This window comes from Falsiroseomonas algicola, from assembly GCF_011040385.1.
GTDB classification, from domain to species: domain Bacteria; phylum Pseudomonadota; class Alphaproteobacteria; order Acetobacterales; family Acetobacteraceae; genus Falsiroseomonas; species Falsiroseomonas algicola.
The window spans coordinates 168,486-186,890 of record NZ_JAAIKB010000001.1; the positions used below are offsets into that span (position 1 = coordinate 168,486).

General features: G+C 70.9%; 15 protein-coding genes. 3 read left to right on the forward strand and 12 right to left on the reverse strand.

Annotation, left to right across the window (positions count from 1 at the left end; translation table 11 throughout):
• Window positions 1–2 precede the first annotated feature (2 nt).
• The 3 genes from G3576_RS00800 to mazG all read left to right on the forward strand — a co-directional run bounded on the left by G3576_RS00800 (window position 3) and on the right by mazG (window position 2,689).
• A complete protein-coding gene (locus tag G3576_RS00800; RefSeq protein ID WP_164692421.1) occupies window positions 3–782 on the forward strand; it encodes a TatD family hydrolase in 780 nt (259 codons plus the stop codon).
• Window positions 783–784: 2 nt separating this feature from the next.
• Window positions 785–1,582 (forward strand): MBL fold metallo-hydrolase, encoded by a 798-nt coding sequence (locus G3576_RS00805; protein ID WP_164693265.1) that lies wholly within the window; start codon window positions 785–787, stop codon window positions 1,580–1,582.
• 294 nt (window positions 1,583–1,876) lie between these two features.
• Window positions 1,877–2,689 (forward strand): nucleoside triphosphate pyrophosphohydrolase, encoded by an 813-nt coding sequence (gene mazG, locus G3576_RS00810; RefSeq protein WP_164692422.1) that lies wholly within the window; start codon window positions 1,877–1,879, stop codon window positions 2,687–2,689.
• Between the two features lie 142 nt (window positions 2,690–2,831).
• Here the strand turns inward: mazG and G3576_RS00815 are convergent, their stop codons facing one another.
• The 12 genes from G3576_RS00815 to ntrC all read right to left on the reverse strand — a co-directional run bounded on the left by G3576_RS00815 (window position 2,832) and on the right by ntrC (window position 18,384).
• Window positions 2,832–3,713, reverse strand: coding sequence for a hypothetical protein (locus G3576_RS00815; protein ID WP_164692423.1), 882 nt, complete (start codon window positions 3,711–3,713; stop codon window positions 2,832–2,834).
• Window positions 3,714–3,921: 208 nt separating this feature from the next.
• Window positions 3,922–7,263, reverse strand: coding sequence for a calcium-binding protein (locus tag G3576_RS00820; protein WP_164692424.1), 3,342 nt, complete (start codon window positions 7,261–7,263; stop codon window positions 3,922–3,924).
• A 66-nt stretch (window positions 7,264–7,329) separates the two neighbouring features.
• The gene (locus tag G3576_RS00825; protein ID WP_164692425.1) at window positions 7,330–8,274 is read right to left on the reverse strand and encodes a pirin family protein; all 945 of its coding nucleotides are present in this window, start codon (window positions 8,272–8,274) and stop codon (window positions 7,330–7,332) included.
• Between the two features lie 57 nt (window positions 8,275–8,331).
• Window positions 8,332–8,865, reverse strand: coding sequence for a transcription elongation factor GreB (gene greB, locus G3576_RS00830; RefSeq protein WP_164692426.1), 534 nt, complete (start codon window positions 8,863–8,865; stop codon window positions 8,332–8,334).
• 1 nt (window position 8,866) lies between these two features.
• A complete protein-coding gene (locus G3576_RS00835) occupies window positions 8,867–9,703 on the reverse strand; it encodes an inositol monophosphatase family protein (RefSeq protein ID WP_164692427.1) in 837 nt (278 codons plus the stop codon).
• Between the two features lies 1 nt (window position 9,704).
• Entirely contained in the window at window positions 9,705–10,955 is a 1,251-nt protein-coding gene (gene hflX, locus G3576_RS00840; protein ID WP_328728476.1) for a GTPase HflX, read from the reverse strand.
• A gap of 82 nt (window positions 10,956–11,037) precedes the next feature.
• Window positions 11,038–11,376: an RNA chaperone Hfq gene (hfq, locus tag G3576_RS00845; RefSeq protein WP_164692428.1), complete on the reverse strand. Its 339-nt coding sequence runs from the start codon at window positions 11,374–11,376 to the stop codon at window positions 11,038–11,040.
• A gap of 68 nt (window positions 11,377–11,444) precedes the next feature.
• Complete coding sequence (locus tag G3576_RS00850) at window positions 11,445–12,110, reverse strand: HAD family hydrolase (RefSeq protein ID WP_164692429.1); 666 nt, start codon at window positions 12,108–12,110, stop codon at window positions 11,445–11,447.
• A complete protein-coding gene (locus G3576_RS00855) occupies window positions 12,110–12,982 on the reverse strand; it encodes a D-amino-acid transaminase (RefSeq protein ID WP_164692430.1) in 873 nt (290 codons plus the stop codon). The genes G3576_RS00850 and G3576_RS00855 overlap by 1 nt, the downstream gene beginning before the upstream one ends.
• A 10-nt stretch (window positions 12,983–12,992) precedes the next feature.
• Window positions 12,993–14,405, reverse strand: coding sequence for a nitrogen assimilation response regulator NtrX (gene ntrX, locus G3576_RS00860; protein ID WP_164692431.1), 1,413 nt, complete (start codon window positions 14,403–14,405; stop codon window positions 12,993–12,995).
• Window positions 14,395–16,668, reverse strand: coding sequence for a sensor histidine kinase NtrY-like (locus tag G3576_RS00865; RefSeq protein WP_164692432.1), 2,274 nt, complete (start codon window positions 16,666–16,668; stop codon window positions 14,395–14,397). Before G3576_RS00865 ends, ntrX begins: the two co-directional genes overlap by 11 nt.
• Before the next feature lie 255 nt (window positions 16,669–16,923).
• Window positions 16,924–18,384 carry a nitrogen regulation protein NR(I) gene (gene ntrC, locus G3576_RS00870; RefSeq protein WP_164692433.1) on the reverse strand — a complete coding sequence of 487 codons (1,461 nt, stop codon included), beginning with the start codon at window positions 18,382–18,384 and terminating at the stop codon, window positions 16,924–16,926.
• Between the last annotated feature and the right edge of the window lie 21 nt (window positions 18,385–18,405).

Below are 18,405 nucleotides of genomic sequence, written 5' to 3' on the forward strand. Positions count from 1 at the left end.
CCATGTATCTGATCGACAGCCATTGCCACCTCGACCATTTCCAGGGCGAGGAGCAGGACCAGGTCGTCGCGCGCGCCCGCGCGGCGGGGGTCGCGGAGATGGTGACCATCGGCACGCGGCTCGGCGCGCAGGCGGCCGCGGTGCGGGACATCGCGACGCGGCATGCCGATGTCTGGGGCACGGTCGGCATCCACCCGCATAATGCCGGCGAGCGTGAGATCCCGACCGTCGAGGAATTGCTGCGGGAGGCCGACCATCCCCGCATCATCGGGCTCGGCGAGTCCGGGCTCGACTACTTCTACGACAAGTCGCCGCGGCCGGTGCAGCAGGAGGGGTTCCGCGCGCATATCGCCGCGGCCCGCGCCTCCGGCCTGCCGCTGGTGATCCATGCCCGCGACGCCGATGCCGACATCGCGGCCATCCTGACGGAGGAGCATGGGGCAGGGGCCTTCCCCTTCCTGCTGCACTGCTTCTCCTCCGGCGTCGACCTGATGCGCACGGCGCTCGGCCTCGGCGGCTACGTCTCCTTCAGCGGGATGCTGACCTTCCCGAAGTCGGATAACATCCGGGAGATGGCGGCGGAGGTGCCGGCCGACCGGCTGCTGGTGGAAACCGACAGCCCCTACCTCGCGCCGGTGCCGATGCGGGGCAAGCGGTGCGAGCCCGCCTATGTCGCGCACACCGCGGCGCGGCTTGCGGAGGTCCGGGGCCTGTCGCTGACCGCGCTCGCCGACCTCACCACCGCCAATTTCCGGCGCCTCTTCCCGCGGGCAGCCGCCTAGTGCTGCGCGTCACGCTGCTGGGCTGCGGGGGTTCCGGCGGCGTGCCGCTGCTGGGCGGCCAGGATGGCCGCGGCGATTGGGGCGCCTGCGACCCCGCCAATCCGTTGAACCGGCGCAGCCGGACCTCCGCCCTGGTGGAGGGCCCGGCGGGCCAGCGGCTGCTGATCGATGCCGGGCCGGATCTGCGGCACCAGCTGCTGGCCGCGGGCCAGGCGCGGCTGGATGCCGTCGCCTTCACCCATTCCCATGCCGACCATGTGCTCGGCATCGACGAGCTGCGGATCGTCAATCGCATCACCGGCAGCGCGATCGATACCTTCGGCAGCTACTCCACGCTGTCGATGCTGAAGGTGCGATTCGACTACGCCTTCCGCCCGCCCACACCCCCCGGCTTCTATCGCCCGGCGCTGACGCCCAAGGCGATAGCCCCGGGGGAGGTGGTGGTGATGGGCGGGTTGCCGGTGCGCGTGTTCCGCCAGGATCACCGGGTGATGGAGACGCTGGGCTTCCGCATCGGCGGCTTCGCCTATTCCACGGATGTGGTGGCGCTGCCGGAGGAAAGCCTCGTGGCGCTGGAAGGCCTCGATACCTGGGTGGTCGGCTGCTTCCAGCGCCGGCCGCATCCGGTCCATGCCCATGTGGACCAGGTGATCGACTGGGTCCGTCGGCTGAAGCCGCGCCGCACCGTGCTGACGCATATGGGCACGGACATGGACCACGCCGCGCTGGCGGCGTCGCTGCCGCCGGGCATCGAGCCCGGGCATGACGGCCTGGTGCTGGATATTCCCTTCGCCGGCTGAGCCGGCGTTCATGACCTGTTCGAGTGGTCCCGGCCGCGCGGCCTGCGCGGCGCGATCCCGGCTGCCGCGTCGCTTGCCCGGCGGCCCGAGGGCGGGCAGCTTTCCCCACATCCACCGGCTTTTCCCCAGGCCGCTTTCTTTCCATAATATATCTTATGCGGCAATTGGATCGGTGGATAAGGGCTGTGGAAACCGCGTGACCGGCTGTCCGCCTGGACCGTTGCGTGTCCGCCTCCCCCTTGCCCCCATGGCCCGCAGGCGCGATGCCCTGCGCGACAGCGCGGAGCGACGAGCATGAGCGACACCCCGAAGGATGCCGGCGCCGAGCTGGCGCGGCTGCTTTCCATCATGGCGAGGCTGCGCGCGCCGGATGGCTGCCCCTGGGACCGGGAGCAGGATTTCGCGACCATCGCTCCCTACACCATCGAGGAAGCCTATGAGGTCGCGGACGCCATCGCCCGCGGCCCTGACTTTCCCCAGTTGATGGATGAGCTGGGCGATCTGCTGTTCCAGGTCGTCTATCACGCGCAGATGGCCTCCGAGGCCGGCCAGTTCGGCTTTCCGGAGGTTGCGAGGGCGATCGCGGACAAGATGATCCGCCGCCATCCCCATGTCTTCGGAGAGGCCGCGGCGCGCGACGTGGCGGCGCAGAACAGTGCCTGGGAGGTCCAGAAAGCCGCGGAGCGGGCGGCGCGCGCGGAAACCGGAACCCTCGCCGGGGTGCCGACCACCCTGCCCGCCCTGACCCGCGGCCTGAAGCTGGCCCGCCGGGCCGCCCGTGTCGGCTTCGACTGGCCGGATCCCGGCGCGGTGCTGGACAAGCTGGAGGAGGAAGCGGCGGAGCTTCGCGCCGAGCTCCCGGCCATGGACCGGGCCCGCCAGGCGGATGAGGTCGGCGACCTCTTCTTCGTGCTGGTGAACCTGGCGCGGAAGCTGGACCTGGATCCCGAGACCTGCCTGCGGGACGCGAATGCCAAGTTCGAGCGCCGCTTCAACGCGGTGGAAAAGGTCCTGGCGTCGGAGGGCAAGGCGCCCGCCGATGCGGGGCTGGAGGCGATGGAAGCGGCCTGGCAGCGGGTCAAGGCGCAGGAACGCGGCCAGGCGTGATCCCGGGTTTGTAAATCGGATTTACAACAAGGATACTTCGCGCCCCGCGATGTAGTAGCGCTACTTCAGGATCGTGTAGCGCTACGCGACAGCCGAAAATCCGGCGCCTGGACCGCTGGCACAGACGGTGAACATCGGCGCTTCACGCGATCCCCTGCGCCGTCCTGGGCGTTGCCGCGCCGAGGGCCGCCAGGGCGACAGCCTCCGGCGCCCGCGCCGTGGCGATGTAGGCTTCCAGCAGCGCCTCGAGCGGGCGTTCCACCTGGCTGGCCAGCAGGGCGGCCATGGCGGCGCGGGTCGCGGGCCGCTGGTCCCGGTTCAGCAGCGCCGTCGCATCCCGCAGCAGCGCCGCCCGCGGCGCCCGTTCCATGACCGTCGCGGGATGCGCGATCAGGTGCCGGGCGACGCTGACCGGGTCGAGATCGCCGGCGGTCTGCATGACCATCGCGAAATCCTCGCCCAGGGAGGGCGAGATCGCCGCCAGCCCCTGGCGGAGGCGCTCCCGCAGCGGGTCCTCCCCCGGCACCCGACCGCGATCCCGCATCAGCAGCTGCGCCGCCAGGGCAAGGCGCTTGCGCACCACCGGCCCCCGTGCGGCGAGGAGCAGGACCGCGCGCTCCGTCTCCGTCAGCGGGGCGATGATCCGGGCGAAGTCGGCGTCGCATTCCGTGCGAAGCTGCAATTCACGCTGGAGAGCGGCGTCCCAGGCCATGGAAGCGGCCTCCGCCCTCACCTGCCACAAGGCCGCCCGAAGCGCCGTGTCCGGCAGGGCATCGGGCGCTGGCGCGGCCGCCGCGGCTTCCTTGCGGGGCTGCATGGCGGCCCGCCGCGCTGCCTTGCGCGCCTTCAGGATGTCCTGGAACAGGACCAGGTGCCACCAGAACCCGGCCATCGGCACCATGGAGGCGAGGGCCATCTGGACCGGCAGGGGCCACATCTCCAGCGCGTCGATGGCCAGCCACCAGGCCAGTGCCGCGAGGGTGACGCCGAGCCAGTAGGAAGCGATCCGCAGCGTGAGAGGCATGGCCGTATCCGATCCGAGGCGTGTCGATACGGTCAAACAGTATTAATTTTTATCACTCACGCAAGCGTTATGTGTGGATGGATGCGTTATCCACAGGTCGGCGAAGGGCTCGTGCACGGATAAGGCGAGTTCGCGGCGTTCCGCGCTCCCGGCTGTGGCGATCGGCTGGTGATGCGCGGCGCGGACCAAGGCGCCGCGCTCGCGGGCATCAATCGAACACCAGGTTGGTGGCGGTGAGCGCCGGGGTGCCGGTCAGCTGCGCCAGGGTGATGACCCCTGCCCCGTCGTCGTAGCTCAGCACGCCCGTCCCGGCGTCGTAGGTGACCGTGGTGGCGTCCGCACCCGCGAACTCCAGGCTGATCCGGTCCTGGGTCGGGTCGAAATCCAGGATCGTCACCGACGTCGTCGATGCCTGGCCGAAGACGAAGAGGTCCGCGCCGTCCCCGCCCCGGACATTGTCGAGCGCCTTCATGACGAGGGTGTCCTCCCCGGCCCCGCCATCCAGGCTGTCCGCCCCGCCCCAGGCGTAGAGGATGTCGTCATCCTCTCCGCCCAGCAGCGTGTCCGTCCCCGCGCTGGCGTAGAGGAGGTCGTTGCCGGCGCCGCCCTCGATCAGGCCGCCATCCGCGTCGATCGGATCGCACCCGCACGCCCCGTTGAGATCGAGCGTATCGTCCCCGGCGCCGCCCAGCAGCGTGTCCTCGCCCCGGCCGCCCCAGAGTTCGTCATCACCCTCCCCGCCCTCGACATGGTCGTCGCCGTCCAGGGCCTCGACATAATCGTCGTCGTCGCCGCCCAGCAGCGTGTCGGCGCCGTCGCTGCCGTAGATCTCGTCATCGCCGGCGCCACCATCCGCGTGGCCGCCATCGGCATCCTCGCTGTCATCGTCGGGATTGAGGTCCAGCAGGTCATGGCCCGCACCGCCAATCAGTGTATCGGCGCCGTCGCCGCCATAGAGCTCGTCATCGCCCTCCCCGCCATCGAGGCTGTCGTCGCCATCCAGGGCATCAAGAGAGTCATGGCCCTCCCCGCCCAGCAGCGTGTCGGCGCCGTCGCTGCCGTAGATCTCGTCATCACCGGCGCCACCATCGGCATGGCCGCCATCCGCATCCTCGGTGTCCTCATCGGGATTGAGGTCGAGCAGGTCATGGCCCGCGCCACCCAGCAGCGTATCGGCGCCGTCACCGCCATAGATCTCGTCGTCGCCTTCGCCGCCATCGACGCTGTCGTCGCCGTCCAGGGCCTCGACGTAATCGTCGTCGTCGCCGCCCAGCAGCGTGTCGGCGCCGTCACTGCCGTAGATCTCGTCATCACCGGCGCCACCATCGGCATGGCCGCCATCCGCATCCTCGGTGTCCCCGTCGGGATTGAGGTCGAGCAGGTCATCGCCCGTGCCGCCCAGCAGCGTATCGGCGCCGTCACCGCCATAGATCTCATCGCGCCCCTCCCCGCCCTCGATGCTGTCGGCCCCGTCGCCGCCCTGGATGAGGTCATTGCCGTCGCCGCCCTCGATGACGTCGTCGCCGGCTTCACCGAACATCCGGTCCCGGCCCTCGCCGCCCGAGAGGCTGTCATCGCCCTCGCCAGCCAGCAGAAGGTCGCCACCCCCGCCACCATCCAGCGTATCCGCGCCGGCCTGGCCGAACAGCCGGTCGAAGCCGTCGAGGCCGAGGATCTGGTCATCGCCGCCCCCGCCGAGCAGAAGGTCGTCGCCGGCATCCCCGGCCTGCTCCGCGATCATCGCAGCGATGGCCAGGGGGAGGTCTTCGATCAGCTCCGCCAGCAGGCCGGGAATGTCGAGATCGTCCAGGTCGATATCGCCCGGATCGAAGTCCCCGAGGTCGATGTCGCCGAGATCGATGTCGCCGAGGTCGAGGTCGAGTCCGTCCAGCAGCGACGCCAGGTCTTCGGCATCCAGGCCGAAGGGAGCCAGCGCAGTGCCCAGCAGCCCGATCAGGTCGAGGTCCGCGGCGAGCGAGCCGAAGATCGTCTCCAGCCGATCGACCACCGCATCCGCCAGCCCTTCCGCATCGATCTCCTCCAGGTCGCCCACCAGCAGGTCGTCGCCATCTCCCCCCGAGAGGGTGTCGTCCCCGCCGGCGCCCACGAGGGAATCCAGCCCGGCATCGCCGGTCACCTTGTCGTCGCCGTCGCCGCCCGCCAGCGCATCGTCATCCGCCCCGCCGCGGATGGTGTCCGCGCCTCCGCCGCCCAGCGCCACGTCGTAGCCCGCGCCGCCGAGGAGCAGGTCGTCGCCATCCGGCGCCGGCTCGAAGCTGAAGTCGGGCAGGATGGAGGCCAGGAGCGTGCCGACCATGTTGTCGATGCCGAAGTCGCCGAGCATCAGATCATCCCCGGCGCCGCCCGAGATCGTGTCGTCGCCGACCTCCCCCAGCATCACGTCGAGGCCGCTGCCGCCGGCCAGGCTGTCATCCGCGGCGCCCGCCAGCAGCACGTCGTCGCCCGCCCCACCGAGCAGCGTATCCTCGCCCCCCGAAGCCAGGATGATGTCGCTTCCCCCGCCGCCATCCAGCAGGTCGGCGCCCCGCGGCGGCTGCGATGGCAGGGGGAGCGTGGGCAGGAACCGGCCGACGAGATCGGCGAGGGCGCGGTCCACGACCTCCCCCAGCAGGTCGCCCAGCAGGATGTCGCCTTCCGCGCCGCCCCGGATCGTGTCGTTGCCGCCGAGGCCGATCAGCAGGTCGGTGCCGGACCCGCCCTCGACCAAATCGTCCCCGCCCTCATCGGCGAGGCCGTCGGCCACGATGAGGTCGATGCCGCTGCCGCCCCGCAGCGTGTCCCCGGCGGAGCCGCCGAGGATGATGTCGTTGCCCGAGCCGCCATCGACCAGGTTCGCGCCCTCGATGGTGGAGGCATCGGGATCGTCGAGCCACACCGGGGCGCCCCGGGCGACGAGAAGCGCGTCGCCGACCAGCCCGAGGGCGCCGGCGACAACCACGTCATCGCCCCCGCCGCCCAGGACAGTATCCGCGCCCGCGCCTGCCCAGATCAGATCATCGCCGCTGCTCCCGTCCAGCCGGTCATCGCCGCCCTCGCCCATCAGCTGGTCGTCGCCGGCCGCCCCCAGCGCGGTGTCGGCGCCATCGCCGGCCAGGACCGTATCGGCACCGGAGGCCCCGGCCAGGCTGTCCGCGCCGCGCCCGCCTTCGGCCAGGTCATCACCGGCATTGCCGGAGAGCGTGTCGGCCAGGTCGCCGCCCGTCAGCGTGTCGTCGCCGGAACCGCCAAGGAAGGCCACGGATTGCGCCAGGCCGGCGGCGCTCGCCTGATCGTCGTCGCGGCCGAAGGCGAAGGCCTCCACCCCCACATAGGTGTCGCCCGCCGCCTCCCCCTGGTGGACGCCGCCCGCGAGGTCCAGCAGGACAGCGGCGGCGCCGAACACCACGAGGTCCCGATCGGGTCCACCCAGGAACAGATCGGCGCCCGCGCCGCCGATCAGGGTGTCGTCACCCTCCAGCCCCTCCATCGTATCGGCGCCGGCCGTGCCCCTGAGCGTGTCGCCAATCGACGTCCCGACGCGCAGCGCCATGGCACACCGTTCCCTTCCCGATCTTGCCGATACAGGAACGTGCGATTGCGCCGGCGTCAACAACCATCAACTGGTGGGCGCGCCTTCCCCGGCGCGGACGACGCGCTTCTCCGGCAGGGGGATCCAGTCGGATTCGCCCGGCACCGGGGCGTTGAAGCGGTCCCGCGCCCAATCCTGCTTCGCCTGCTCGATCCGGTCGCGGGAGGAGGAGACGAAGTTCCAGTAGAGGAAGCGCGGCCCATCCATGGTCGCGCCGCCCAGCAGCAGCAGCCGGGCGCCCTGCGGGCCGGCCTTCAGCACCATGCGGTCGCCCGGGCGGAAGACGAGCATCCGGCCGGAGTCGAAGACCTGGCCGGCGACATCGACGCTGCCGTTCATCACATAGGCCGCGCGTTCCTCGTGATGGTCGGGCATGGGCACGACCGCACCGGGCGCCAGGGCGGCATCCGCATAGAACAGGTCGGACAGGACGGAGACCGGCGCGCTCATGCCCCAGCCCGTGCCGGCGATGAGGCGGAGCTTCGCGCCCCCCTCCTCCGACACCGGCAGGCTGGCCGCGCCGTGGTGGCGGAAGGCCGGCGCGGCTTCCTCATGCGCCTTGGGCAGCGCGACCCAGGACTGGATGCCGGCCAGCTTGTGCGGCGCTGCGCGGCGGGCGGCGGCGGTGCGTTCGGAATGCACGATCCCCTGCCCCGCCGTCATCCAGTTCACGTCGCCGGGCGCGATGGGCTGTTCGGTGCCCAGGCTGTCCCGGTGCATGATCTCGCCCTCGAAGAGGTAGGTCACGGTGGAGAGGCCGATATGCGGGTGCGGCCGCACATCGATGCCGCTGCCCGTCAGGAACTCGCCCGGGCCCATCTGGTCGAAGAAGATGAAGGGCCCGACCATCTGGCGTTCCCTGGCCGGCAGCGCGCGCCGGACCTCGAACCCGCCGATGTCATGGGTGCGCGGCAGCAGGACGGTCTCGAGACCCGGCGGCAGCGGGTCGGTGGGGTCGGTGGTGACGGACATGGCGCTCTCTCCTCGGCTTCGGGGGAGAGCATGGCGATGCGGGCCGCGCGGCGCGAATCACGCCGGCGGATAAGCGATATCCACCACCTCGATCTCCTCCGCACCCGCGGGGGTGCGAAGCTTGCGCGTATCGCCGACCTTGGCGCCGAGCAGCGCGCGGGCCACCGGCGCGACCCAGGAGATGCGGCCCTGGGCGCTGTCGGCCTCATCCACGCCGACGATGGTGATGGTCACCTCCGCATCGTCGGAGGCGCGGGCATAGGTGACGGTGGCGCCGAAGAAGACCTGGTCCCGCCGCGCCTGCGCCGCCGGGTCCACCACCTGCACCCGCTCCAGCCGCTTGCGCAGGAAGCGGACGCGGCCATCGATCTGGCGGAGGCGGCGCTTGCCGTACTGGTAGTCCGCATTCTCGCTGCGATCGCCAAGGCCCGCGGCCCAGGAGACGACCTCCACGACCTTCGGCCGCTCCTCTTCCCAGAGCTTCCGCAACTCCTCCCGCAGCGCCGCGGCGCCGGCGGGGGTCATGTAGAAGGGCGTGCCGGGAGGCAGACCGGGCGGGCCTTCCTCCTCGTCCTCGTCGTCCTCGGCCAAGTCAGTCCTCGCCGAAGAGCGCCGCGCGGGCTTCGTCCCAGGAGGCGCGGTCCGGCGCGCAGATCAGCCCGCCGGTGACGTGGTGGCTCGCCTCATAGGCGCTGCCATCGAAGCGGGCGGCATGGCCGCCGGCCTCCCGGTGGATCAGCCAGCCCGGCGCATGGTCCCAGGGCATCAGCTTGTTGTAGACCAGCAGATGGGCGTGGCCGCCGGCGGCCAGGCGGTATTCATGCGCGGCACAACGGTAGTTCAGCGTGCCGGCCAGGCGCGGCAGGCGCGGCACCACACGGGCCTTGAGATCGGGCGCCATGAAGCCCCAGGACACGGCGGCGACCATCCGGTTCACCGGCACCGGCGCCGCGACGGACAGCGCGCCGAGCCGCGTGCCCGCGCCATCCTCCACCCAGGCGCCCTCGCCCCGCACCGCGAGGCAGGTGTCGTCGCCGAGCGGGTCGTGGATCCAGCCCGCCACGACCTCCCCCTTCACGAAGGCGGCGGCCATGCAGCCGAAGAGCGGCACGCCGGCGGCGAAATTGGCGGTGCCATCGACGGGATCGACGACGAAGGCGAGGTCGGCGTCGCGCAGCCTGCCGAGCAGACTGGCATCGGCGGCCGTCCCCTCCTCCCCCACCACGACGCAGCCAGGGAAGAGGCGGGTCAGCCCGGCCTCGATCACGCGCTCGGCGGCCTCATCGGCCTCCGTCACCAGGTCGAGCGGGCCCGACTTGGTGCGGACCGCGTCGGGGGCGAGCTTGCGGAAGCGGGGCATGATCTCGGCGCGGGAGGCGTCGCGGAGCAGCGCCGCGACGGCGCTGGCCGTCTTCGCATCGAAGCGCATGTCAGTGCCCCCGCTGGTCGAATCGCGCGCGATCGGCGGGAGAGAGGCGGACGCGGAGCGTGATCGCCTCCTCCCCATCCTGCCGCGACAGAACCTCGCCATGCTCGTGCAGCCAGGCGAGGCTGGCGCCATCGGCGGGGGAGATGGCGTAGTCCACCACCTCCATCCCCGCCGCCATGCGCTCGTCCAGCGCGGCGCGGAGCTGTTCCAGCCCATCGCCCGTCAGGGCAGAGACCGCGATGGCGCCCGGGATCTCCGGCACGGCGTCCACCCCGCCCATCAGGTCGGCCTTGTTCAGCACTTCCACGACGCGGGAGGGCCAGGCCTCGTCCATGGTGGGGTGCTCCCCCTCCGCCATCTCCGTCAGCACGGCCAGGACATCGGCGCGCTGCGCGGCGGTCTCGGGATGCGCGGCGTCGCGGACATGCAGTATGATGTCGGCGGCCGCCACCTCCTCCAGCGTCGCGCGGAAGGCCTCCACCAGCTGGGTCGGCAGGTCGGAGATGAAGCCCACGGTGTCGGAGAGGATGACGGTGCGGCCCGAGGGCAGCTTGATGGCCCGCATCGTGGGGTCGAGCGTCGCGAAGAGCTGGTCCTGCGCATAGACGCCGGCGCCCGTCAGCGCGTTGAACAGCGTGGACTTGCCGGCATTGGTGTAGCCGACCAGGGCGACGACGGGATAGGGCACGCGGGACCGCGCGTTGCGGTGCAGGCCGCGGGTGCGGCGCACCTGCTCCAGCTCCTTCTTCAGGCGCACGATGCGTTCGTCGATCAGGCGGCGGTCGATCTCGATCTGGCTTTCGCCGGGACCGCCGAGGAAGCCGAAGCCGCCGCGCTGCCGTTCCAGGTGGGTCCAGGACCGCACCAGGCGCGTGCGCTGGTACGACAGGTGCGCGAGTTCCACCTGCAGCGCGCCTTCCTTGGTCGCCGCCCGCTCGCCGAAGATCTCCAGGATCAGGCCCGTGCGGTCGATGACCTTGGTTTCCCAGGCGCGTTCCAGGTTGCGCTGCTGCACGGGCGACAGCGCCGCATCGACGATGACGACGGTGACGCCATGGCGCTCGCAGGCCTCCTTCACCGTCGCGACCTGGCCTTCGCCGAGCAGCGTGGAAGGGCGCGCCGCGCGCAGCGGCAGCACGGCGGAATGGACGATGGTCAGGCCGATGGAGGCGGCAAGGCCCACGGCCTCCGCCAGCTTGGCATCGGCGGCGCGGCTGGCATCGCCACGCCCGAACCGTTCGAACGGAAGAATGACGGCGGCCCGGGTCGGGCCGCCATGCGTATCGACACCACCGGGGGCGCCTTGCGGCGTCCCCGAGGGCTGGCCCGCGGGCCTAGTCGCGCGATCCGACAGGATTCACCTCTCGTCCCAGGGTCAGGCGGCCTTCACGAGACGGCGCGGCAGGCGCGCCTTCCGGGGCCGCGGCGCCGGCGCCAGCCGCCGTCGCATCGAACAGCATGATCGGCGCGCCCGGCATCACGGTGGAGATGGCGTGCTTGTAGACCAGCTGCGTGTGTCCGTCCCGGCGCAGCAGGACGGAAAAGTTGTCGAACCACGTGATGATTCCCTGCAGCTTGACGCCGTTGACCAGGAAGATCGTCACGGGGGTCTTCGATTTGCGAACGTGATTCAGGAACACGTCCTGCACGTTCTGGGACTTCTCGGCGGCCACGGAGGGTCGGTCCTTCTTGTTGTTGGCCTGGGCAGCACGAGGCCACCGGCAGAGCCTGGGGAGGACCCCTAGTTTCCCCCAGCGGCAGGCCCGATGGCAAGCCGCGAGAGTGCAGCGGCCAGCGCATGGCCGTCATCGAATTGTTCGTCGGGCGAAGCGGCCGTGACGCCGCCGTCATGTCCGGCCCGGCCCAGCAGCACCGCCCGGCATCCTGCGGCGCGTGCGGCCTGCATGTCGAGCACCGTGTCCCCGATATACCAGACATGGGGACCCGGCTCGACGCCGCAATCCCTGAGCGCCAGCAGGAGCGGCGCCGCGGCAGGCTTGTCGGCCTCCGCATCCCCCGCGCCGACCAGGGCTGCAAAGAAGGGCGCCCAGCCGAGATGCGCGGCTTCCGACCGCAACAGCGGCCCCTGCTTGTTGGAGACGACGCCCTGCGGGCCGAGCGCGGCCGCGGCGCGGATCGCCGCCTCCGCGCCCGGCATGGGGCTCAGCACCTCGAGGTGGCAGGCGCGGACGGCGGCGTAGAAGATGTCCCGCGCCCTCTCCCACTCCGCCCCGAACATGCCGGGGAAGGTGTCCCGCAGGGATCCCCGGACGCGGGCCAGCACCGTCTCCCGGTCCCATTCCGGCATGCCGAACTCGCGGAAGGTGACATTCAGCCCATGTTCGATGGCCGCCCAGCCATCGACCAGCGTGTTGTCCCAATCCCAGAGGATCGCCTGCGGCCGCATCAGGCGGCGTTCTTCACATCGCCCTTCACGTGGCGCGCGAAGATGTCGAAGAGGCGGCGCACCACCGGCCCGACCTTGCCATCGCCGACGGGCCGGCCATCGATCTTGGTGATGGGTTTCACGAAGGAGGTGGCGGAGGTGATGAAGGCCTCCCTCGCCCGCTTCACGTCCTCCACGGAAAACTCGCGCTGGTCATAGGGCAGGCCGAGCAGGTCGAGTTCCTTCATCAGCGCGGCGCGCGTGCAGCCGGGCAGGATGACGTGGTCGAGGTGCCGGGTGCGGATGGCGCCATGCTCATCCACGATCCAGAAGGTGGTGGCGGCGCCCTCCGTCACCATGCCCGTCGCCTCGTCGAACAGGATGGCCTCGATCGCGCCCTGTTCGCGGGCGGCCTGGCGGGCCAGGCAGTTGGGCAGCAGGTTCACCGACTTGATGTCGCGCCGCGCCCAGCGAAGGTCCGGCAGGGTGATGGCGCTGGCCTGCCAGCGGTCGATGTCGGTGGGATAGGGCGGGATGCGGCGGATGGTGACCACCAGCGCCGGCGGCACCGGCTTGGCGGGGAAGGCATGGTCGCGGCGGGACACGCCGCGCGTCACCTGCATGTAGAGCAGCCCCTCCGTCACCCGGTTCCGCTGCGCCACTTCGCGCAGCACCATCGACAGCGCCGCGCGCGACATCGGCATGGGCAGCGCGATCTCCCGCAAGGACCGTTCGAGGCGCGCGAGGTGCAGGTCCTCGTCGATGTAGCGGCCCTCATGCAGGTGCACGACCTCGTAGATGCCATCCCCGAACTGGTAGCCGCGATCCTCGATGTTCACCGAGGCCTCCGACTGCGGGAGGTAGCGGCCGTTGACATAGGCGATCTTGGACATCGGGGCTCTCTCAGGAGGCGGCGGGCGCGGGTGGTGCGCGATCCTCGGCATGCACGCCGAGGAATTTCAGCTTCCGGTGCAGCGCGCTGCGCTCCATGCCGACGAAGGAGGCAGTGCGGCTGATGTTGCCGCCGAAGCGCAGCAGCTGGGCTTCCAGGTACTGGCGCTCGAACAGCTCCCGCGCCTCGCGCAGCGGCAGGGTCATGATCTCGCTGGACCGGTCGAGCTTGAGGACCGCGGGCGCGGCCGCGCCGACCTGGGGGGGCAGCATGTCGGGGCGGATCGGGTCCCTCGCCTCCCCCGGCGCCATGATCAGCAGCCAGTCGATGAGGTTGCGCAGCTCTCGCACATTGCCCGGCCATTCATAGGCCTGCATGGCGGCCAGCGCGTCCTCGCTGAGTTCGCGGGGCGCCATGCCGGAGGTTTCGCCGGAGCGCGCCATGAAATGGCGGGCGAGCGCCGGGATATCCTCCCTGCGCTCCCGCAGCGGCGGGATCTTCAGCGGCACGACGGCGAGGCGGTAGTAGAGGTCCTCCCGGAACCGTCCCGCCGCGATCTCCGCCTGCAGGTCGCGGTTGGTCGTGGCGATCACGCGCACATCGACGGTGACGCGCTGCGCGCCGCCCATGCGGACGAAACCCTGTTCCTGCAGGGCGCGGACGATCTTGCCCTGGGTCTCCAGCGGCATGTCCGCCACCTCGTCCAGCAGCAGCGTGCCGCCATGGGCGCGTTCCAGCACGCCGGCGCGGCGCGGCTGCGCGGAGGGATCGGCCCCGGCCTCCACGCCGAACAGCTCCTCCTCGAACCGCGCCGGCGCCAGGGTGGCGCAGTTCAGCGCGACGAAGGGGCCGTCGCTGCGCCGCGACCGGGCGTGCAGCATGCGCGCCGCCACTTCCTTGCCGGCGCCGGCCGGACCCGTGATCAGCACGCGGGAGCCGGTGGGCGCCACCCTTTCCAGCGCACCGCGGAGCTGGGTGACGGGCGCGGAGATCCCGACCAGCTCCGTCTCGCCGCCCGCGCGCAGGCGAAGCTCGCTGTTCTCCCGCTGCAGCCGCGCCGCTTCCAGGGCGCGGGAGACGACGAGCAGCAGGCGGTCGGACTTGAAGGGCTTCTCGATGAAGTCGTAGGCGCCGTTCTGGATGGCCTGGACCGCGGTCTCGATCGTGCCGTGGCCGCTGATCATCACGCAGGGGACTCGCGGTTCCTCCCCATGCAGGGCGGCCAGGATGCCGAGGCCATCGAGGCGGGAGTTCTGCAGCCAGATGTCGAGGATGACGAGCGAAGGACGCCGCGCGCGGAAGGCGGCGATGGCCTGGTCCGAATTGGCGGCCTGGCGGGTCTCGTAGCCCTCGTCGGAGAGGATGCCCTCGATGAGGGCCCGGATGTCCGGCTCGTCGTCGACGATCAGGATCTCATGCGCCATGATCTGTCCGTCCCATAGCCGTACCCATCACCGAGCCCATCGCGGGCCGCTCTCCTTGCGTCGTCGCCGCCGGGGCGGCCGCTTCCTTGGCCGCCAGGGGCAGGATCAGCAGGGCCCGCGCGCCCCCGCCATCCGGCCGGTCCTCCAGGGCCAGGCGGCCGCCATGGTCCTCCATGATCTTCTTGACGATGGCAAGGCCAAGCCCCGTTCCTTTCGCCTTGTGAGTGACATAGGGCTCGGTCAACCGCGCGCGCTCCTCGCCCTTCGGCAGGCCGATCCCGTTGTCGTCCACGATCACGCCGATACCATCATCGAACGAGTCGAGCCTTATCGTGATGGCGCCGCGCTCCCCCTCCTCGCGCGGGGCGGAGGCCACGGCATCGGCGGCGTTCTGCAGCAGGTTGGTCAGCGCCTGGCCGATCAGGCGGCGGTCCATGGGCAGGCGCGGCAGGCCGTCCGGGATCGCGGTGGTGTAGTCGATCTCCGGGTGGGCGGCCTTCTGCAGGACCAGCGCCTCCCGCACCACCTGGCCCAGATCCTCCGGCCGGATCACGGGCTGGGGCATGCGGGCGAAGGCGGAGAACTCGTCCACCATCCGGCCGATATCGCCGACCTGGCGGACGATGGTGTCCGTCAGGCTGCGGAAGGTCTCGGGATCCGACCCGATCTCCTTGAGATACTTGCGCTTCAGGCGCTCCGCCGAAAGCTGGATGGGGGTCAGCGGGTTCTTGATCTCATGCGCGATGCGGCGCGCGACGTCGGCCCAGGCGGCCTTGCGCTGGGCGGACTGAAGCTCCGTGATGTCGTCGAAGGTGAGGACGTAACCCGTGACGCGCCCCGCCTGCGTCTCCGCGCCGATGCGGGCGATGAGGCTGCGGCGGCGGCTGGGCGGGCCGATCGGGATCTCCGCCGTGCGCGGGCGGTCCGGGTGAGCCCGGGCCTCCTGGACGAGCTCGGCGAATTCGGGGGCCACGCGGGCCATGGGCAGGCCGATCCCGGCATCGAGGTCGACGCCCAGCAATTCGCTGGCGCTGCGGTTCGGCAGGTTGATCCGGCCCTCCGCATCCAGCCCGACCACGCCGGCCGAGACACCGGACAGCACGGTTTCCGTGAAGCGGCGGCGTTCGTCGATCTGGCGATAGGCCTCCATCAGCTCGCCGCGCTGGGCGGAAAGCTGGCTGGTCATGCGGTTGAAGGCGCGGCTGAGGCTGGCGAGTTCGTCATCGGCCGTCCCCTCCTCCACCCGCGTCGCCAGATCGCCGGCGCGCACCCGTTCGGCGGCGTTGATGAGGCGGGAGATCGGCCGCGCCATCTGGTTGGCGAAGACCAGGCCGACCAGCACGGCCGCCAGCAGCACCAGCAGGGCGGCGCAGGCGAAGATCAGGGCGAAGGTGACCTGCAGGCTGCCGCGGTTGCGGTCCAGCTGGTCGTAGTCCTGGAAGGCCAATTCGGTGCGGCGCATGTGTTCCAGCACGCCACCATCCAGCGGCCTGCCGATCAGCAGCATCAGCCCCGGCTGGATGTCGAGCGCCGCCAGAGCGCGCACGCGGGCATCGTTCTCCGCCGGCACCACCGCGACATCGCCTTGCCGCACCGTCTCCATCGCCCAGGCCGGGGGCGGTTCGATGACGGAGCCGGGGCTGAAGCCGGCGGCGGCGATGACGCGGCCGAGCGTGGGTTCGAAGATCACGGCCTCCGTCAGGCCGCGGATGCTGGCCTGGGTGGCCAGCAGCCGCTCGAAGGCGGGCTGGTTGTCCGGCAGGAAGACGGCGGCGGCGCGGTTGAGGTCCGCGGCCATGGCGAGCGCATCGACCCTGATCTCGTCCCGGTGCTGGTCGAGCCAGGCGCGGGAGGCGACGAGGGATGCTTCAAGGGTGGAGCGGACCCGGTCGCTGAACCAGGCCTGGATGCCGAGGTTGAAGAAGATGGCGGCAAAGGCGGCGACGATGAGCGCCGGCACCACGGCGACTCCGCCGAACAGCATCACCAGCCGCACATGCAGCCGCGCACCGGCACTGCCGCGGCGCCGTTCCGCCCAGACGCGGACGAGCCGGGTGGCGAGCGACGCCGCCAGCATCAGCAGGACGCCCGCATTGGCCAGCACGACGAAGACGATCTGCCCGGGCCGCGTCGGGCCGAAGGGCGATCCGCCGGCCAGCAGGACGAAGGTGGCAACACCCAGCAGCACGGCCGTGATGGCCAGGCCGAGCGTCATTGCCCGGCCGAAGAAGAAGTCACCAATGCTGCGCCAGCGCGTTGCCATCCTGCCTGCCCGATCCCCGCCACGGGGGTAGCCCGGGCTGTGGCATTTTAGCAACTGTGGTGCGCAAGGCCATGCACGGCCTGGCGAAATCGGCGTCGGCGGGCGCGGGTACCAGGCTAAGGCGGATTTAGGACTTTTAGCCGTTTATGCACCTTTAGTGCGACTCTTCGCGGTGCCGACCACCGGCGCAAGGCTCCGCCGGCGGCGTAGAGAACATAGCTGGAACATTCAGCCTGGCGCCAGCGTTTTCGCGGGTCAGGGCAGCCCGCGCACCACCGGAAGGTCCAGTTCCCGCAGCTTCTTCCGCAGCGTGTTGCGGTTCAGCCCCAGCATCGCCGCGGCCTTGATCTGGTTGCCGCGCGTGGCGCTCAGCGCCAGCTTCAGCAGCGGCCGCTCCACCTCCGCCAGCACGCGGTCATAGAGGTCCCGGATCGGCATGCCGTCCTTGTGGGCCGACATGAAGCCGGCGAGGTGCCGCTCCACCGCCTGTTCCAGAGTCTCGGGCGCGCGGGGGCCTTCCTCGGCGGGGGCGGCGGCCTCCGCGAGTTCGGAGCCGACCGCATCCGCGCCGATCGTCTCCTGCGGGTAGAGCGCCGCCATGCGGCGCATCAGGTTCTCCAGTTCGCGGGCATTGCCCGGCCAGGAATGCTGCTTCAGCCGGTCCATCGCCCCCTGGTCCAGCTGCTTCTGCGGCAGCCCGGCGGCGCGGGCGCGCTCGAGGAAGTGGCGGGCCAGCAGGGGGATGTCCTCCAGCCGCTCCCGCAGCGGGGGCAGGCGGATGGGGACGACGTTCAGGCGGTAGAACAGATCCTCCCTGAACATGCCGCCGCGGATGGCCTGGCGGAGGTCCCGGTGGGTGGCGGCGACGATGCGGACATTGGCCTTGATGGGCTGGCGGCCGCCGACCGTGGTGAACTCGCCTTCCTGGAGGACGCGCAGCAGGCGGGTCTGGGCTTCCGGCGGCATGTCGCCGATCTCGTCCAGGAACAGCGTGCCGCCGGCGGCCTGTTCGAAGCGGCCGACGCCGCGGTTCAGCGCGCCGGTGAAGGCGCCGCGTTCATGGCCGAAGAGCTCTGACTCGATCAGCTCTCGCGGGATGGCCGCCATGTTGATGGCGACGAAGGGCCCGCCGCGGCGGCGGCCGTAATCGTGCAACGCGCGGGCGACCAGTTCCTTGCCGGTGCCCGACTCGCCCGTGATCATCACCGTGAGGTCGGTGGTCGTGAGCCGCGCGACGGTCCGGTAGATCTCCTGCATCGCGGCGCTGCGGCCGACGAGGGGCAGGCGTTCCTCGGGTTCGTCGGAGTCAGGCGTCTCCGTCGTCGTGGGGGCGGAGAGCGCACGGCCGACGACCGCCAGCAATTCCTTCAGATCGAAGGGCTTGGGCAGGTAGTCGAAGGCGCCACGTTGGGTGGCCTTCAGCGCGGTGGAGAAGGTGGATTGCGCCGACATCACCACCACGCGGAGATCCGGCCGCACGCGGCGGATGCGGGGCACCAGGTCCAGCCCGTTCTCATCCGGCATGATGACGTCGGTGATGACCAGGTCGCCCTCCCCATCCTCCACCCAGCGCCAGAGCGTGGCGGCGGAGGAGGTGGCGCGGACGTGGTAGCCGGACCGGCCGAGTGCCTGGGACAGCACCGTCCGGATCGCCCGGTCGTCATCGGCTACCAGGATGGTGCGCGTGGTTGCCGACACGGGCGCGGCGTCAGACATGGAAGGCTCCCATCAGGCTCG

Bases quoted from the DNA above. Each gene is read 5' to 3' on its own strand.
- ntrC (WP_164692433.1), bottom strand. From the start codon at position 18,384: ATGTCTGACGCCGCGCCCGTGTCGGCAACCACGCGCACCATCCTGGTA.
- G3576_RS00825 (WP_164692425.1), bottom strand. From the start codon at position 8,274: ATGTCCGTCACCACCGACCCCACCGACCCGCTGCCGCCGGGTCTCGAG.
- G3576_RS00835 (WP_164692427.1), bottom strand. From the start codon at position 9,703: ATGCGCTTCGATGCGAAGACGGCCAGCGCCGTCGCGGCGCTGCTCCGC.
- G3576_RS00855 (WP_164692430.1), bottom strand. From the start codon at position 12,982: ATGTCCAAGATCGCCTATGTCAACGGCCGCTACCTCCCGCAGTCGGAG.
- G3576_RS00815 (WP_164692423.1), bottom strand. From the start codon at position 3,713: ATGCCTCTCACGCTGCGGATCGCTTCCTACTGGCTCGGCGTCACCCTC.
- G3576_RS00865 (WP_164692432.1), bottom strand. From the start codon at position 16,668: ATGGCAACGCGCTGGCGCAGCATTGGTGACTTCTTCTTCGGCCGGGCA.
- G3576_RS00800 (WP_164692421.1), top strand. From the start codon at position 3: ATGTATCTGATCGACAGCCATTGCCACCTCGACCATTTCCAGGGCGAG.
- ntrX (WP_164692431.1), bottom strand. From the start codon at position 14,405: ATGGCGCATGAGATCCTGATCGTCGACGACGAGCCGGACATCCGGGCC.
- mazG (WP_164692422.1), top strand. From the start codon at position 1,877: ATGAGCGACACCCCGAAGGATGCCGGCGCCGAGCTGGCGCGGCTGCTT.
- G3576_RS00820 (WP_164692424.1), bottom strand. From the start codon at position 7,263: ATGGCGCTGCGCGTCGGGACGTCGATTGGCGACACGCTCAGGGGCACG.
- G3576_RS00850 (WP_164692429.1), bottom strand. From the start codon at position 12,110: ATGCGGCCGCAGGCGATCCTCTGGGATTGGGACAACACGCTGGTCGAT.